This window comes from Brevibacillus parabrevis, from assembly GCF_003710905.1.
Classification (GTDB): domain Bacteria; phylum Bacillota; class Bacilli; order Brevibacillales; family Brevibacillaceae; genus Brevibacillus; species Brevibacillus parabrevis.
Genome location: NZ_RHHV01000021.1, coordinates 189,894 through 208,670, shown reverse-complemented (window position 1 = coordinate 208,670; position 18,777 = coordinate 189,894). Strand labels below are relative to the sequence as shown.

At 54.6% G+C, this 18,777-nt stretch carries 4 protein-coding genes; all 4 read right to left on the bottom strand.

Features of this window, described 5'->3' with window-relative positions:
• Positions 1-4: 4 nt before the first annotated feature.
• The 4 genes from EDM60_RS25600 to fabD are packed head-to-tail and all read right to left on the bottom strand — an operon-like array spanning position 5 to position 18,761.
• Positions 5-7,996: a non-ribosomal peptide synthetase gene (locus tag EDM60_RS25600; RefSeq protein WP_122966481.1), complete on the bottom strand. Its 7,992-nt coding sequence runs from the start codon at positions 7,994-7,996 to the stop codon at positions 5-7.
• Entirely contained in the window at positions 7,989-12,803 is a 4,815-nt protein-coding gene (locus tag EDM60_RS25595; protein WP_122966480.1) for an SDR family NAD(P)-dependent oxidoreductase, read from the bottom strand. The genes EDM60_RS25600 and EDM60_RS25595 overlap by 8 nt, the downstream gene beginning before the upstream one ends.
• A complete protein-coding gene (locus EDM60_RS25590; protein ID WP_122966479.1) occupies positions 12,800-17,494 on the bottom strand; it encodes a type I polyketide synthase in 4,695 nt (1,564 codons plus the stop codon). The genes EDM60_RS25595 and EDM60_RS25590 overlap by 4 nt, the downstream gene beginning before the upstream one ends.
• On the bottom strand, positions 17,484-18,761 hold the full coding sequence (gene fabD, locus EDM60_RS25585; protein ID WP_122966478.1) for an ACP S-malonyltransferase: 1,278 nt from the start codon (positions 18,759-18,761) through the stop codon (positions 17,484-17,486). Before fabD ends, EDM60_RS25590 begins: the two co-directional genes overlap by 11 nt.
• Positions 18,762-18,777 lie beyond the last annotated feature (16 nt).

The following is an 18,777-nucleotide window of genomic DNA, read 5'->3' as shown; positions in this document are numbered from 1 at the left end:
AGCGTTACTCTCCTAATTTTTTCAGGATATCTTCTACCGATGCCTCTCCCTCGCTAAAATCGTCCAACAGCTGCAAAATATTGTCGATGTCGCTTGGCTGCCCTGCTTTTTTCACACCCGGTTGTGCTTGAGCTGACGAGCTTCTTTCGATGTGCTGCGCCATGGCACTGATCGTTTTGCATTCGAACAGATCGATCACTTTGATTTTTTGCGGGTATTTCTCTTCGATTCTGGCTTGCATCTGGACGATCAGGTGCGAGTTTCCACCGAGATCGAAAAAGTTTTGCCGAGTCCCGATCTGTTCGAGACGGAGCAGATCGCGCCATAGCTGAAGCAGGAACTTTTCCACATCGCTGCTCGGAGCATGCAGCTCGCCTTGCTCTGTGTCTGGCGCCATCGAGTCAGCAGGAAGAGACATGGCTTGCAGCGTTTTTCGATCCAGTTTTTGGTTGGACGTGACAGGCATCGCTTCCAGACGCACAAATCGGGCTGGAATCATGTAAGCAGGCAGCGCTTTGCGCAACGCATCCTGAAACTCCTGCACGGCAATGTCACGGGTCGACGTATAGTAGCCAATCAATTTGTTCGATTCGCTTTCTTTGACTGCCACGACGCAAACAGCCGTGACACCCGGTACGCTTGCGATCCGCTGCTCGATTTCTCCGGTTTCAATCCGGTATCCTCTGACCTTGACCAGGCCGTCATTGCGGGAAATATATTCAAGCTGTCCATCTGTCCCGTATTTGCCCAAATCTCCGGTATGGTAGACGAGCTGATCGGTAAACGGATGGAAGCGATATACTTGCGCGGTCTTCTCGCTGTCGCGGAAGTACCCGGGAGTGACCCCTGGTCCGCTAATGCAAATCTCGCCGGGCACGCCGGGACCGCACAAGTTTCCGTCCTTGTCCAAAATATAGACCTGGTTTTGTCCGAGCGGTCGGCCAAGCGGAACGACCGATTTGCCTTTCAGCTCCTGGTTTACTTCGCAACACGTAGCCCAGATGGTCGCTTCTGTCGGTCCGTACAGGTTGTACAGTTTCGCGTTTGGGAAATGGCTGCTAATGTCTTTTGCCAATGCCGGGCTCCAGGCTTCGCCGCCAACGAGGACGGTTGCGAACTGGCGCAAGCACGCCAAGAGTTGTTCATCTTGCTGCGACAGGCCGAGAATGAATTGGCTGATTAAAGTCGGCACAGAATGCCATACATCGATCCGCTGCTCCTCCAGATAGGAAAACAGCAAAGCCGGGTCACGCAGCCGCTCAGGCGACAGGACGTGCAAGGTGGCACCGCTTGTCAGGCAGCCAAAAATTTCAAAGACAGAAATGTCAAAGCTGATCGAAGTGACCAGCATCATGTTACGCGCAGGCCCCAGCTGAAATTGCTGCTGACTCCACAAAAGATAATGGATCACATTTTGCTGGGTAACCATGACGCCTTTTGGCGTTCCGGTCGAGCCAGATGTATACATGATGTACATCAATTCAGCTGGCGGCGCTGTCACAGGAGCGGCGGACTGTGTACGGATATGCTCGCTGCCGTAGTAGCGAATTTGCCCCACCGTTTCTGGCTGGAGAGCATCCTCTGACAAATCCACTACTGTCTCCAGATGCGTCCCTGCGATTGTTTCCAAGTTCGCCATGACGCTTTGTTCCGCCAAAACGGTTTTGATCTCGCTGTGCTGAATCATATAAGCGATGCGCTCATGCGGAAAATCAACATCCAATGGGACATATGGACGTCCAGCCTTGAGAATGCCCAGCAGCGCGACAATCATCTCGATACCGCGCGGCATGTAAACGCCGATTGGCTCCTGTGATTCCTGACCGCTTGTGCTCGTGAGCAAGGCAGCCAATTGGTTGGAGCGCTCATCCAGCTGCTGGTAGGTCAAGCTCCGCCCCTCAAAAACGACTGCTGTCTGCGCAGGATTTTTCTGCGCTTGCGCTGCAAACAGGCGGTGTACTTGTCCGGGAGCATCCAGAGCAACAGGCTGCGGATTTTTTTCGAGCAAGGCTGCCTTGTGTTTGGCATCCAACAGCTCATAGCGGCCGAGCATTGCCGTCGGATTGTCGATCACCTGGTCAATTAAAAATGAAAAATAGTCAACGTATTTGCGGATCGTCTCCTCGGCGAACAGAGTCGTTTTGTACTCCATCCTGACTTCCATTTGCTCCTGCTCCATTTTGCAAATGCAGCTCAGATCGTACAGACTGATCCGGTCGTTGTCTTGCGGGACGTTATCGTACAGCTGAAAAATCGTGGAGAAAACAGGCGTGCGGCTCTGATCTCGCTCCGGGTTCAGCTTTTCTACGAGCGTGTTGAACGGATAGCGGCCGTTGGCATACGCTTTGACGCATTTGTGCTTGATTGTCTCCAAAACCTCGTCAAAGCGGGAAAGTCCGCGAAAATCGACGCGAATGCACACCATGTTCATGAACAGCCCAATGACGTTTTCCCATTCTTGTCGCTCCCTGCCAGACACCGGGAACCCGACGATGATGTCCTCTTCCTGGCTAATTTTGTGCAGGAACAAAAAATAGACGGCGAGAACCGTCATGTAGAGAGTCGTCGAGCGATTTCTCGCAAGCAAACGCAACTGTTCGGTTTTCTCTTTGGAAACCGTGAATTTGATGTAGCTGCCGTCGTAGACGAGAGAGTGCGGCCGTTCAAAATCGGTCGGCAAATTCAGCACTGGCAGCGGTTTCGCCAGCTCGCTCATCCAGTACTGCTCCATGTTCCGGAACTCAGCAGAGGCCAACCACTTTTTCTCCTGCTCGACCCAATCGCCATATTGCAACGATACAGCTGGCAGCTGGACAGGATGGTTCGAGCGAATGCTCTCATACAGTTCCATCAATTCCCGGAAAAACAGCCCAACGCTCCAGCCATCGGAAATGATGTGGTGCATGCTGACGCAAAGACGGTGCTCATCATCAGCCAAACGATGCAGTTCCATCCTGAACAGCGGCTGCTCAAAATCAAACGGAGTCGCATTGTGCTCCTCCAATCGCCGGGCCGACATGGCTGCGCCTGACGATTCCTGCTGATAATCGCTGAACTGAATGACGTTTTGCCACTCCGGCAAAACGAATTGCTTCGGGACGCCATCGACCATGTTGATGACGGTGCGCAGCGAGGCGTGGCGCCGGGTCAGCATGTCCAGGCTTTGTTGCAGCACATCCAGATCAATGTCCAGCTTCAACTGTTTGATGACAGGCAAGTGATAGGCTGTCGTGTGCGGATCGTAGTTTTGCAAAAACCAAATCCGGTATTGCGCCTTGGAAAGATCGTGCCCGGCTTGTTGTTCGGTTGTCGCTTCCTGGCTTGCGGGCGTCTCTTGTGCGGGCAGCAGGTTTTCGTCCAAATAAGCCGCCAGCTCCGGAATCGTGGGAAATTCAAAAACTTCCGCAATCGTGATCGGCTTGTTCAGGTGCGTGTTCAGCAGATTGGCCATTTGCGTCGCCATAATCGAGTCTCCGCCGACTTCGTAGAAGCTTTTTTGCAGGTCGATCTCTGCCAGCCCAAACGTTTTTGCCCATACTTGCGCTAATTGTTTTTCGGTCTCGGTAAGCTCGTCCTGCTGTTTTCCGACAATCGGCACAGCGCTGGAAAAAGCTTCTCCTGGTGCGGTCGTTGCTGCTCGCTCCGCGACTTTTCCACGCAATTCAGAAGCGAGCTGCAACGGAAAGCGATTGCCCAGCGACACAGCGATCTGCTCGAAGCGGATATCCGCCACGACTACGCGCGGAACGTCTGGCAGGCTGGCAAATGCCTGGACTGCCTGAGCTGTTTTCAGCGGCTTGAACAAAGCGTTGCCGTTTGTCACGCCGTAGTCCGCCGCCATCCCGGTTTCTGCCCATGCGGTCCAGTTGATCGTCGTGGCGCGAATGCCTTGCTGGCGCAGGCAGGAAGCAAAGCCGTCGAGGTAGCCGTTCGCCGCTGCGTAATCGCTCTGCCCCGGACTGCCCTCCACCGTTGCGATCGAGGAAAACAGCACGAAAAAGTCAGGGCGTTCTTCCAGCAAGCGGTACAGCAAGTAGCTGCCTTCGATCTTCGGCTGGGTCACTTTGGCAAACTCGGCCCATGTTTTCGTAAACAGGAATCCGCTGCCCGCCACGCCTGCCGCGTGAATGACTCCTTTGACCGCTCCGTACGCCTCGCGCAACTGCTGGAAAGTAGTCGCTACTTGTTGCTCGTCGGCAATATCGCACGCGCAAACCGTGACGCTACTGCCCGACCGCTCGATTGCTTCCACGGCTACGATGATGCGGCGCGTTTTGCTGTCCGCTTCGCTCGACTTCTGTTTGATTGCCTCCCAGTCTGCACGCGGCGGAAGTCCGCTGCGGCTGAGCAGACCAAGGCGGATTTTTTTGCGGGAAGCGAGATGCTTGGCGATTTCCAGCCCGATTCCGCCCGTGCCGCCAGTAATGAGATACAGTCCGTCCTCTTGCAACTCCAACGGCTGCACAGACTCTTCGACCGGGCAGCGAGCAAACTCCTCGACATACCGCTGATCGCCGCGATAGGCAACTTGGTACGCAGCGCTTTCGCCATAGATTTCCGCCAAAAGGCTGCCGCACTCCGTCTCGTCGTCGAGGTCAATGCTGCGGCACTTCACATGCGGGTACTCCGCATTCACTACTTTTCCCAGTTGGAACAACGCTGTATGGCACGGCTCCAGCGCTTTTTCGGCACCAGTGACCTCCCAGCCGTTCCGACCCAGTACGACCAGCTCCAAGTCCTGCTTGTACTTGGCCTGCACCAGCGATTTCACCGTAAAAAACAAGCTTTGGATCGTGCGTGCCTGTGTCGTTTGCAGGCGGGAGAGGCTGGGTGCATCCTTGTGCTCATCCAGCGCATAAGCGTGGACGATCCGGTTGATGCCCCGCTCCTGCAAGTCGGCAAAAAGCTGCTGGTAATCCGCTTCTGTATCTCCGACCACGTACTTCGTTTCCTGTTCTTTGCGGTAGCTGTCACCGTAAGCGACTTGAATCAGCTCGACGCCGCGCGCTTCCCATTGTTGAATCAGTTCCCGCGTTGTTCCGCTTCCACTTCCACTCTCGCTTCCGCTGTCGCTGTTGCCAAACAACAGCACGCTACCCGCAGCGACCGCTCCTGGCTGTTCCAGCGGAGCTTTCACCCAGCGAATCTGGTAAAACAAATCGCGGGCAGCCATAGCCGCAGAAACGCGCTTCAATGTGTAGTTCTCGACTTCGGCAAACACGTTTCCTTGCTCGTCGATCAGGCTAATGTCGTAGGACACCGTCTCCCGGCTGTCACTGCGCGCTTCTCTTTTCCGCAGGTAGCTGTAAAAGGAGGCAGGCATGTCGTTGTACAGATGGAGCGCTTGGTAATAAAACGGGAAGTAGTACGATTCATGCTCCGCCTCGTTCTGTCTCAACAGATGCCAAAAGCTCAATGCCGTATCGAGCGACGCCGGATGCAGCGAGTACGTGCCCTGTTCCCGCTCATCGGCCAGTCGGATATGCAGCAAGGCAGCGCGGTCGTTTTCATAAAACTGCTCGATGCCTCTCCATCTCGGACCGTATTGAATCAATCCCGAGTAGAGCGGCGCAAACTTGCCAGCGTCCTGTTGCTCCATTTCGCGGATGATGGACGCAATCGGCAGCGTCTTGCCTGTGCGCGGCGCAAGCGGATGTACTTCTCCTGTTGCATGGGTGATCCAGCTTGCTTCCGGATCGCTTTCGTCTCGGCTGGCAATCGTAAAGCGGACGTGTCCGTGCTCCGCCTGGACGATCGTATGGACGATTCTCGTTTCATCCGGCGAGCAAGAAAGCATGTGGGACAAAGATACATTTTTGATGACCACGCCTTGTTGCGCGAAAAAGGCTTTGCTGGCTGCCCCGGCCATCTCCAGATAGGCCGCTCCCGGCAAAACCCCGTTGCCGAGGATGCGGTGTTCCTGCAGCATCCACAGCTCGCTCATCGCTGCCTTTGCTGCGTATACGCGCAACCCGGATGTAGACAGGACACACTCTCCCGGCAGTTGCCCTTTTGCTGCCGCGTCTGCCGTTCTCTCATCCGTCGGCGTCGGCCAATGCCTCACTCTGCTGAATGGATAGACAGGCAGCTCTATCGTTTGCACAGCCTGTCCCTCGTACAACTTTGTCCATTGGATGCGTGCTCCCTGCACATACGATGTCGCCAATTCGCGAAGAGAGTCGACGCTGGCCAGCGAGCCTTGTTCTGCCCAGGCGTAAAGCAGTTGATTGGCCTTTTCATGAAGCGGCCGATTTGCTTTGTCCACTGTATCTGGATGCAGCAGATGGTTTTTCGCTTTCCAGGCGCTGGCGGATTGCCCGTAATACCCAAGCGTCTCAGGCAAATTGTCCAAATCCAGCGGCATGATCGCCGCGATTTTTTGCAACAGCTCGCTTGTGTTCCGGGCGATAATCGCCAAGCGGTGGGAAAAATGCTCCCTTCCAACCTGCGCCGTATAGACGAGAGCAGAGAAGTTCACCTGCTGATTGGCCTGCAAAAATTGGCAGTAGCGTCGCAGCAAGTCCGACAAATTCGCACGGCTTTTGGCCGATAGCGTAAACAGCCGAAGCGTTTCCTGCTCGTTCTTCTCCGTCTGCTGTTGATTCCATTCCTCCAGCAGCACATGGCAGTTCATGCCGCTAAAGCCGAAAGAACTGATGCCAGCCCGGCGCGGCACACCTCCAGTTTCCCAGGCTAGAGGCCGATCAACCAAGTAAAAGGGCGAATCGGAGAAAGGAATATACGGATTTGGCTCCGCAAAATTGATCGTGGGAACGAGTTGTTTATGCTTCAAGGACAACACAACTTTTAACAGCGAAGCCATCCCCGAAGCTCCTACGAGATGACCGATGTTCGATTTGACGGAACCGATCCCGCAAAACTGTTTTTTGCGCGTGTAGGGTTGAAAAGCTTGCTTCATGGCCTTTACTTCGATTGGATCGCCGATGACGGTTCCGGTGCCGTGCGTTTCGATGTAGGAAATCGTTTCCGGGTGAATGCCCGCTTTTGTCCACACGTCCGTCAAGAGCTGCTCCTGGGCTTGCGGATTGGGAGCGGTGATGTAATTGGAAGCTCCGTCGCTGTTTACGCCACTGGCTTTGATCACGGCGTAAATCCGGTCCTTGTCTTGCAAGGCATCGTGCAACGGCTTCAGCAGGATGACCGACAGCCCTTCGCCCCAGGTGGTGCCTTTGGCGTGGCTGTCGAATGGCCTGACGATGCCGTCGCTGTTTTCCACGATTTTAAACGACGAATTAGCCATCGGCACGAGATTCAAGCTGATGCCTCCAGCGATAGCCAATCGGCATTCTCGTTTCCTGAGCGACTCGCAAGCGTGATGCACCGCCACCAACCCGGAGGAGCACGCCGTGTCGATCACCATATTCGGCCCGAAAAGGTTAAAGAAAAAGGCAATCCTGCCCGAGAGGAAGCTGGGCAGATTGCCAGTCATCGCCAATTCGTTCGACGAATCGATAAATTGCTGGTACAGGCCGGAAGAATGGTGATCTCTTCCGATGAAGACGCCCGTATCGGTGCCGTCGATTTTTTCGCCCATGTATCCCGCATCTTCAATCGCTTCTGCCGTGACTTCCAAAAGCAAGCGCTGGTGCGGGTCCATAAACTCGGCTTCCCTGGGCGAGATGCGGAAATATTCGGCGTCGAAGCGGTCTATCTCTTCCAGATAGCTGCCTTTGGCATAGTGCGGTTCTCCCCAAAGCTTGCGCAGCAAAGGATCGGTATCCATGCGCCGCTTGGGCGGAAAATCGGTGATGCCATTCGTCCCGTTAAGCAGATTCGTCCAATATTGCTCCAGGTTGTCGGCAAAAGGAAGCCGGCAAGAAATGCCGATGATGGCGATATCCGCAACAGCGTCCTTTTCGGGCTTGGGCGAAGCTGCATTGACTTGGTGCAGCAGCTTGCGGGCAAGCTCTTTGTCCAGGCGATTTTCTTTTACACTTTCCAAGATCAGCGCATTGATTTGGTCGATGTTATTCATCTGTTCGATTCCTCCGCTGCGACAAAAGGTCCACCATCTCTTCTACAGATTGCTCCCCGGAAGAAAGGTTGTCCAAAATGGATTGTAGCTGTTGGTCAAACGAATCGAAGGAGTCCTGCTGTTTCGCTTCTTCTTGCCTTTTTGGCTCGCTGCTTTGGCCCTGCCTGATGTAGTCAGCCAGTTCCGCCACAGACGAATACGTAAACAGATCAGGCAAGTCGAGTGCGCCCGGGAACTCGGTTTCCAGCTTTTTCAGCAGTTGGGTCGCGATCAGTGAATCGCCCCCCAGTGCGAGAAAGCTGTCGTAGATGTTGACAGTCGACAAGTGCATCGTTTCCGCCCAGATGCGGGAAATCGTCTGCTCGACGTCGTCATAAGTTTCATCTTTGCGGCCCGTGAGCGTAAAAGCACGCTGCGCGCTGGCAGGAGCAGACGGAGCTTTGGAGCGACGCTTGCTCGTGTTCTTGCCGATCAGCCCGCTCTCTACTTTCAAAAACAGGTCTTCTCCGCTGGTTTGCAGCCATTCTTGATTGAGAGAGGCAATCACCACTTGCTTGCGATCCATAGCCAGCGCCTGGTCCAAAGCAGCGGTCGCTTCATTCGTTTGCAACGGTTTGAACAGAGCGTTGCTGGTGGTCACGCCAAAGTCCGCCGCCATCCCGGTTTCTGCCCACGCCGACCAGTTGATCGTCGTGGCGCGCATGCCTTGCTGGCGCAGGTAGGAAGCAAAGCCGTCGAGGTAGCCGTTCGCCGCTACGTAATCGCTCTGCCCCGGACTGCCCTCTATCGTCGCAGTTGAGGAAAACAGCACGAAAAAGTCGGGACGTTCTTCCAGCAAGCGGTACAGCAAGTAGCTGCCTTCGATTTTCGGCTGGGTCACCCTCGCAAACTCGGCCCATGTTTTCGTAAACAGGAAACCGCTGCCCGCCACGCCTGCCGCGTGGATAACTCCTTTGACCGCTCCGTATGCCTCGCAAAGCTGCTTCAAAGTGTCTGCTACCTGCTGTTCGTCAGCGATATCGCACGCGCAAACCGTGACGCTGCTGCCCGACCGCTCGATTTCTTCCACGCCTGCGATGATGCGGAGCGTTTTGCTGTCCGCTTCGCTCGACTTCTGTTTGATTGTCTCCCAGTCTGCACGCGGTGGCAGACCGCTGCGGCTGAGCAGACCAAGGCGAATGTTTTTGCGGGAAGCCAAATGCTTGGCGATTTCCAGCCCGATCCCGCCCGTGCCGCCAGTGATCAGATACAGCCCGTCCTCTTGCAGCTCCAACGGCTGGACAGACTCTTCGACCTGGCAGAGAGCAAATTCCTCGACATACCGCTGATTGCCGCGATAGGCAACTTGATACGTGCCAGTTTTCCCGTACATTTCCGCCAAAAGACTGCCGCAGTCCGTCTCGTCGTCGAGATCCATGCTGCGGCATTTCAGATGGGGATACTCCGCATTGACTACTTTCCCCAACTGGAACAACGCTGTATGGCACGGCTCCAGCTCTGTTTCGGTGCCTGTCACTTCCCAGCCATTCCGGCCGAGTATAACCAGTTCTATCTCTTGCCTGTACTTGGCTTGCACGAGCGATTTCACGATAGAAAACAGGCTTTGGATCGTGCGAGCTTGCGTCGTTTGCAGGCGGGAGAGGCTGTCCACGCCCTTTTGCTCATCCAGCGCATAAGCGTGGACGATCCGGTTGATGCCCCGCTCCTGCAAGTCGGCAAAAAGCTGCTGGTAATCCGCTTCCGCATCTCCTACCACGTACTTCGTTTCCTGTTCTTTGCGGTAGCCATCCCCGTAAGCGACCTGAATCAGCTCGATGCCGCGCGCTTCCCATTGGCGAATCAGTTCCCGCGTTGTTCCACTTCCACTTCCACTTCCACGTCCGCTCCCGCCTTCGCTGTCGCTGTTGCCAAACAACAGCACGCTGCCCGCCGCGACCTCTCCGCGCTGTTCCAGCGGCGCTTTCACCCAGCGAATCTGGTAAAACAAATCGTGCGCCACCATAGCGGCAGAGATGCGTTTCAGTGTGTAGTTCTCGACTTCGGCAAACACGTTTCCTTGCTCGTCGATCAGGCTGATGTCGTAGGACACCGTCTCCCGGCTGTCGCCGCGCGTCTCTCTTTTTTGCAGGTAGCTGTAAAAGGAAGCAGGCATCTGGTTGTAGATGCTCATCCGTTTAAAGGAAAAGGGCAGATAGAGGTCAGACAAAACAAACATAGTCACGGCATTCAGCCCTGTGTCGAGCAAGGCCGGATGAAAGCCGTACAAGGCGAAGTCGTCCGCGTAGGCTTCCGCCAACTGCACGTGGACCAGCACACGGTCTTCGCATTTGCCCAAAGCTCGAATGTTGTTCCAACGCGGCCCGAATCTCGTACGCCCTCGCACCGTGGCAAAATCCGCATCCACCTGCTCCCAGGCGCTGTCCTGCTTGATGCGCTGAATATCCATCCATGCTGGTTCAGCAGTCGCGCCAGGAACGATTTTGCCTTCGACATTCAACTGCCAGTCCTGCCCCGCTCCACCGTCATCCGCTGCCTTGCGATTGACAATCCGCAGTTGCAGTAAGTCTTCCTGACTTTCCATGATCGTATGGACGATCCGTTCTTCCCCCTCAGGGACGACCAACGGACTGATAAAGCGAAAATCCCGCAACTCGAATGAGGCGTCTCCATAATGATTGCCTCCAGCTTTTCTCGCCCATTCGATCAGAGCAGTCGCCGGGACGATCGGAAAGCCCATCATGAGATGCTCCTGCAACATCCACTGCTTCTCCACTCGCAAAGGGATTTCATAGACGCTCTGCCGATACGATTCAAACACTTTCCGTCCCGGGATGACTTCCTGATGCTGCGGAGTCAGCCCGCCATCCGGTTGCGGCCAGAACGAAGTCTTTTTAAAAGGATAGACTGGCAAGGCCAGACGGCGATGCTCCCCTGTTCCGTAGAAGTGCCGCCAGTCGATGTCGGCTCCCTGAACATACAGCTTGCAAACCTCCGCCATCCCGTGCTCATCATCAGTGGAGGTGCGGGCGAGCTGTTGTTGCGCTTTTTCCAGCAGCAGCTGCAAGGCGGATTCGGTAATCTCTCCGACCGCTTTATCCAGCTTGCTCTCGGGAACGACCTTAAATTCGTTGCAAAAGATTCCGGCATGCTCCTGGCCGGATGGCAGCTGCTCCGTCATCACCTGGTTCAGCTTTTCTTGCAGCTCGGGCAAGCTGCGCACGAGGAGGGCAAGGCGGCACGAATAATGCCCGCGTCCCGTTGTCGCAGTCAAGCAAAGGTCTTCCAAAGACAAACTTTTCTGCTCGCTCAAAAAATGGCGGTAACGCGAAAGCAGTTCAAGCAGCGTCTCTTTGTCCCTGGCCGAAGCCGTGAAAACATGGCAAGGACGAGCGCTGGCTGCGCCCGGTTGTTCTTCTGGCGCTTCCTCCAGTACGAGGTGGCAATTGGTGCCGCTAAAGCCAAACGAACTGACGCCCGCCCGCCGCGGGGTATCGTCCTGATCGCGTGGCCATTCTTCCACCCTGTCCACCATGTAGAGCGGCGAACCCGTAAAGTCGATGAACGGGTTCGGATCGTCAAAATGGAGCGTGCTGACCAGCTTTTTATGCTTGAGCGACAAAATGACCTTGAAGACGGAGGCGGTTCCAGACGCTGCGGCTAAATGGCCGATATTGGACTTGACGGAGCCGATCCCGCAAAACTGTTTTCGCGACGTATATTTTTTAAAGGCATTGCCGAGCGACTGGACTTCAATCGGGTCGCCGAGTACCGTTCCTGTCCCGTGCGCTTCAATAAAACCGATCGTCTCGGGTGGAATTTCGGCGTTCGTCCAGGCTCTGGTGAACACCTCTTCCTGGGCGATTGCATTCGGTGCCGTGATCCCGTTCGATTTCCCGTCGTTATTGGCCGCGCTACCTTTGATGACGGCATGAATGTGATCCCGATCCTGAATCGCTTTATCCAAAGGCTTCAGCAGCAACGCTCCGATCCCTTCGCCCCACAGCGTTCCATCCGCGTGCTTGTCAAAAGGTTTGACCAGATGCAGCTTCGATTCGACCAATCCAAACGCCGGATTTTTCACCGGGAAAAAAATCAGGCACACCCCGCCAGCGATCGCCATGTCGCACTCGTTGTTCCTGATCGCCTGGCAAGCGTTGTGAATCGCGAGCAATCCCGACGAGCAGGCAGAATCCACGACGACGCTAGGTCCTTTCAAGTCGAGAAAATAGGAAACTCTGCTCGCCAAAATGCCCGTATACGAGCCAGTCAATGCCAGCTCGTCTGTTTGATCCAGCAGGTGTGTGTACATGTTCCCGACGGTGTGGTCCCTGCCGATAAAAACGCCCGTTTTGGACGAGACGATCCGGTTTCCGCCATACCCGGCATCCTCCACCGTTTCCATCACAGTGGTCAAAAGCAGGCGCTGCATCGGGTCCATCATGACGGCTTCCTTGTTCGATATTTTGAAATACTCCGCGTCAAAATCATCAATTTGATCCAGGTAGCCGCCTTTTTCATAGGCGACCTCCATAGGAGCTTCCTGTTGCAGCCTGCTCACAAACCCTGCAACGCCTGCCTGTCGGCTCTCCGGAAAATCCGTGATGCAATCGACCTCTGCCAGCAAATTTTTCCAGTATTCATCGAGGTTGCGAGCGCCAGGAAAGCGGCCGGACATCCCGATGATCGCGATGTCCTTATGTTTCTTCGCTCCCGCCTGCTTGATCTCTTTTAAAATGACCTTGGACTTTTCAATGCTTAACTGTTGATCCTTGATCTGCTGATAAATGTACTTTCGCGTTTCTTTCATTCTTCTTCTCCCAGCAATCGATCAATCTCTTCCACATCGAGTTCACCATTGGCCAAGCGCTGCAAGATTTGATCGAGATTTTGGTCTTCCTCCTCCTGACTCACGCTGCCAGAGGAAGACGGTTGCTCTTTTTTCATCCGGGAATGCACATATTCGGCCATCTTGTTAATCGTGGGATACGTAAAAATATCCGAGATGCCCAGTTGGTCCGGAAAATACTTTTCCAGTTCCTGGAGCAAATAAACCGCAAAGATCGAATTGCCGCCAAGAGACGTAAAATTGTCGTCCAGTTGAATCGAATCGGATTCGAGCAGTGTGCTCCATAGCTGGCGGATCAACGCTTTGATTTCTTGCAAGGATGCGTGCTGCGGATCGCCGTGAAACACGCCAGTAGCTGGCTGGACTGGCTGGCTTTCTCCAGGTGCTGCCGCCGCCCCGTCCACATAATCGATCAACAGCCTGTTTCCTGCGTAAAAGAAGTTGCTGCGGAAGTGCTTTCTCGCGACTTCCTTGTTGATTTTGCCGATGACGACCTGTTTTTCGCCAAGGGCAAGCGCAGCATCAAAAGCAGCGACAGCGACCTGTGGCGTCAGCAAGTGAAAGATCAGTTCTTTTTGAAACGTTCCATAATCGTAGGCCATGCCGATCTCAGCCCACGGTGCCCAGTTGAGCGTCATGCCGTTTTGCTGGGCGGGCAGGCTGTAGACGAAGCTGTCCAAAAACGCGTTCGCCGCCACATAATCACCTTGTCCCGGCGTCCCTTCCAATGTGGCGACAGATGAAAAGCAGACGAAAAATTCCAGCGGCTCGGTAATCAGCTGCGCCACATTCAGGCTCCCCGCCGTCTTGGCTTGCAGCACCTCGCGAAAACGTTCCTCTTCCCTGTTGAACAAAAATTGATCCCCGGCGACTCCAGCCGCGTGAATGACGCCATTGATGCTGCCATGTGCTGCCCGCACTTCCTCAAGCGCGCGCGCAAGCTGCTCCTTGCTGGCGACATCTGCCTTGTAGATGGTGTATGTACTGCCTGACGCTGTGATCTGTTGCAGCATCTCGATCCTTCGCATGACCTCTTGCTGCTCGCCTTTTTGCAAAATGTCTGTCCATTCGTCTTCAGCGGGAAAGCCTGACCTGCTGATCAGCACCAGATGAACCGGCTGCTTTTCTGCCAAATGTCTAGCCATGGTCAAGCCCAGGCCGCCTGTTCCGCCAGTAATCACATAGCAACCCGATTCAGTCAAGTTAAGTGTTTGGCCTGTGGGCAGCTGGCGATCAAGTTCCACCATTTTTTGCCCGTATCTTTGTCCGTTCCGGTAGGCTGCGATGTAGCTGTCTGGCTGATGTTCCAGTTCAGCGAGGATGTCCGGGATCGCGGTAGCGGCATCCAGATCGATGCAACGGCAGCGCAGATGCGACCATTCGCTGCTGACCACTTTGCCAAGGTGATACAAAGCGTTGTGCATCGGCTGGAGCTGGACGGCAGGCTCCGTCTGTGTAACCGGAAGCGCCAGTTCGCCTAGCAGGACCAGATCAATCGGCTGTCGCACGTTTTGCGCAACCAAGCTTTTTGCCAGGTGGAACAGACTGAACAAGCCTTCGTCGCTTGCCCTTTCTTCGGCAGCATCAGACAGGGAAAAACCGTGCACGATGCGCTGCACGCCCTTGTTCCCGATGTCCTCCCATAGCGCATCAAAAGCTTGCTGATCGACACTTAGCTCGTATTGATCATGGGCGAGCTTGGCAAACTGCTTGCCTAGCGTGGCGACAATCGCAGGAGTCCCGTTCTTTTTCAGCTCCGCAATCAGTTGCTGCGTGACAGGCTCATGGCCGCCGAAAACAAGCGTAAGCGGCTGCGCTGTGTCCGGCTGTCTGTTTTCTGCCAGCAAAGGCATGGCTTCCCAGACGATTTGATGGAACAGCCCTTTGGGAGAAAAGACGGCAGACGGTGCGGCTTCCATCGGCACCCTTTTTAGCGTGTAATCGTGAATCTCGGCAAAAACTTCCCCTTTTTCCGTAACGAGCAAGATGTCAAAGGAGATCGCTTCCTGCCTGTCTGCCGTCTCTTTGTCTGTCCTTTGCAGCACGCTGTAAAATCGGCCAGGCATAGGTCCGGCAAAAACGATTTTTTTATAGGCAAACGGCAAAAACAGCCCGTCGCGAATTTGGCTGATCGGAATGTTCACTGCGCAATCCAGCAAAGAAGGATGCAGAACATGCGCGTGCAGTTCAGATGTAAAGGGCGCAGGCAGCTCAAAAAAGGCGACGATTTTGTCCTGCTCCAAATAAATTTCCTTCATGCACTCCCAATGCGGGCCTGTTTGCACAGGGGCATCAGCGTCTGGCTTGTAGCCGCTTACCGATTGCCTGTTTGCTTCACTGAGCAGCTCCGAAAGAGACAGTTGCTTTTGCTTGGGCAGCTCAGGTTGAAGCAGCACTTTTGCGCGGCAGTGAACGATCCAATCGTCCGAATGTCCAGAAGGCGATGTCACCATGACATCAAGCGACGACTTTTGCTTTTGCAAGATTATGTGGACGCTCTTCGGTTCTTGTTCCTTGACCTCAAGCGGCTGCAAAAACATGACGTTTTCCAGCACGAGCGCGGCTTGCTGAGGCATGTTTTTGCGCACAATCTCGCTCATCATTTCCAGATAGGCCGTGCCTGGGAGCACGCAATGCCCCGCGATTTTGTGCTCCGCCAGCACCCAATGCGTCTCGACCGCAAACCTCGTCTCATAAATATCGATGCCGTTGCTGCCAACAAGCCGTTTATCGACGAGCGGGGCGAACTTTTTCTCCAAGTCTTTCGGCTCGATCCAGCAGCGAATGTCCTGAAAAGGGTACGTCGGCAAGCTAATCGCTAAATGGCGTTGATCCGCGTACAGCTCCTTCCAGGCAACTGTCTCGCCAGCCGCATACTGCAACGCCAAACGAATCAGCTCATGCAAGCGTGCGTTATCCTTCCCGCCCTGGCTGGCATGGCTTGCGTCCTTGCGGGGAGTTCCGCTATAAAACACATGCTTCACGGCAAGCTTCTCGACTCCCGCTTTGCGAACAGCCTGGAGCTTTTGCAGCAAATCCGTCCTGTCGTTAAACACGATTGCCAGTCTGTGCGCCAAATGATCGCGTCCGACATTCGCTGTGTAGCACAAGCTCGCCAGATCGAGCTGTCCGCTCTGGTTGACTGCCTGATAGTAGGCGCTGACCAGCTGGTCGAGCACAGCGGGAGTTTTGGCTGACAGCGCAAGCAGGTGCCACTCTCCTTCGCCACGATTTTCGAGCGAAGTCATCTCAGCCTGCTGATATTGCTCCAGGATGAGGTGGCAGTTCGTTCCGCTCAACCCGAAAGAGTTAATGCCGCATCTTTTCGGGTGCTCTGCTTGTTCCCACGGACGGGCTGTGTCGTTCACAAAGACTGGCGCGTCGACAAAATCGATTTCCTTGTTGGGGCTATGAAAATGCAGCGTCGGCGGCATGATTTCGTGCTTCAGCGCGAGAATGCATTTGAGCAGGCCGGATATTCCCGCAGCGTGATCCAGATGTCCGATGTTGGTTTTGACCGAGCCGATTGCGCAAAACTGTTTTTTCGTGGTGTATCGGTCAAAAGCTCGCTTGATTCCTTCGATCTCTACCGGATCACCCAGGCGGGTTGCCGTGCCGTGAGCTTCGATCAGCGAGATCGTTTCCGGATGAATGCCTGCATCTTGCCACGCCCGGACGATCAGGTCTTCCTGCGCCCTGGAGTTCGGCGCGGTGATCCCGAGTGATTGCCCGTCCTGATTGATGGCGCTGCCCTTGATCAAGGCGTAAATGTGGTCGCCGTCCCGAATCGCCTTTGCCGCATCTTTCAGCAGGATGATTCCGACGCCTTCGCCCAGACTGGTGCCGTCCGCCTCGCTGTCAAAAGTCCGCGCCCGAAAGGTTGGGGATACGATGCCGATTCCGGTCTGGGTCTTTTCAAACGGTTGAAACTGGATTTTCACCCCTCCGGCAAAAGCCTGCTCGCATTCACCGCGGCGAATCGACTGGCAAGCGAGATGCACGGCAACCAGCGAGGATGAGCAGGCGGTATCGACCAGCATGCTCGGTCCGTGCAAATCGAGCAAATAGGCCAGCCTTGCCGCCATGATCGACTTGATGTTCCCCGTCATCGCCAAGTCCGCCAGCTCAGCGTTTTCCCCGGCGAGAAAATGTTTGTACTCCCCGCCAAAGTCACTGCTGTACCCTAAAAAAACGCCTGTCTGCGTTCCGCGCAACCGCGCTTTTCCGTACCCCGCATCTTCCATCGCAGCCACACAGCTTTGCAAAACAAGCCGCTGATTCGGGTCCATCAGCTTGGCTTCTTTGCGCGAGATAGAAAAGTATTCGCAATCAAACCGATCAACCTGCTCCAAATACCCGCTTTCCGCGTATTCGCTCTGCTCTTTGCGCACCTCTTTCTGCAAAAAAGCAGACAGCAGCTCCTCGTAGTCGTGCTTGCGCGACAAAGGAATGCGGCGGATCGAATCTTTGCCGAGCGCGAGATTGCGCCAAAACTCTCCGACATTGTGCGCATCCGCCAGCTTCCCCGCGATTCCGATGATCGCTACGTCTTTCTTCGGAGCCTCTGCCGCCCTCCCCAAGTCCTCCCAGGTACCTGCGCTCTCCTCCTCCAGGTCGATCTGGATATCCTCGAACAGCGGCTTACTTTTCATTGACAGCTTCCTTTTCGGCAAACATGACCGGGGCAAGGTCAGCAAACAGGTGTCGTTTCTTCGTCTCGTCAAAAATTTGCGTGAACCGCTCGCGCTGCTCTTCCAGCGACACTTTTTTCGTCACAAACACGGAACGGAGCATCTCGATCGCCTGCTTGATTTCTTCGATCGACTCTTCGCGTCCCTCTTCCTCCAGCTTGTTGCCCAAAGCTTGTATCTTTCTGTACGGCTCAATGACCCCTTTTTGGTACTCCTCTTCATTCCAGTTCTGGTTTCTTGTGCACACGGCGATGGCCAAGGAACGGGAAACGACAGATGGACGCTTTTCCGCTGTCTGCTCGTCAATGACCGCCATGATTTCCTGATAGTTGTCTTCATAGGAATAGGCGCGCACGTGCGAATAGTCGCGTTTGAGCAAATTGGTCAAAGCGGATTTTGGCCCAAGCTCGATAAAAGTGTTTACGCCTTGGCGCAGCATGTATTCGATCGTTTCTTTCCATCTGACTGCGCTGATCATTTGCACGTTGAGCCGCTCCTGAATTTCTGTCGGTTGGTAGTACGGCTTCGCGTCCACATTGGAGATCACCGGCCATTTGAGCATGGACATTGGTGTCTGCGCGATGGCCCGCTGGAACATTTGATTGCTCAGTTCCAGATACGGGGTGTGGAAAGGCGCCGAGACTTGCAGGGGAATCGTAATCGCACCGATTTTCGCCAAGTTTTCCATGGCGACCTTCACCAACGATTTTGCGCCGGAAATCACTACCTGGTTGGAGGAATTGTAATTGGCTACGACAATTTTGTCCTCGCCGTTCGATACGCGCTCACATTCCTCTTCGACGAGCAGCGGGTGCAAGCCGTTGATGGCAGCCATGCCGCCAAATCCGTCTGCGGTAGCTTGCTGCATGATTGTCGCCCTCTCCATTACGAGCCGCAGCGCATCCTCATAGCGGAACACTTCGGCGCATGTCAAAGCCGTAAATTCGCCCAGGCTATGTCCAGCCATAAAGGAAGGGAAAAATTTCTTCTCCTTCCAGATCGATTGGAAAATGGCATAGCTGTAGGCAAAAATCGCAGGCTGCGCATGTTCGGTGCGCGTCAGTTGCTCCAGGTTGCCCTCGTTGATGATCGCGAGCAAATCGTAGCCGAGAATCTCGTTGGTGCGCTGAAAAATGTCCCTAACCTCGGGAGAGCTTTCAATAAGAGCTTTTCCCATCATATTGTACTGGCTTCCTTGACCTGGAAATAGCAAGGCGATCTTAATCATAAACTGTATCCTCCCT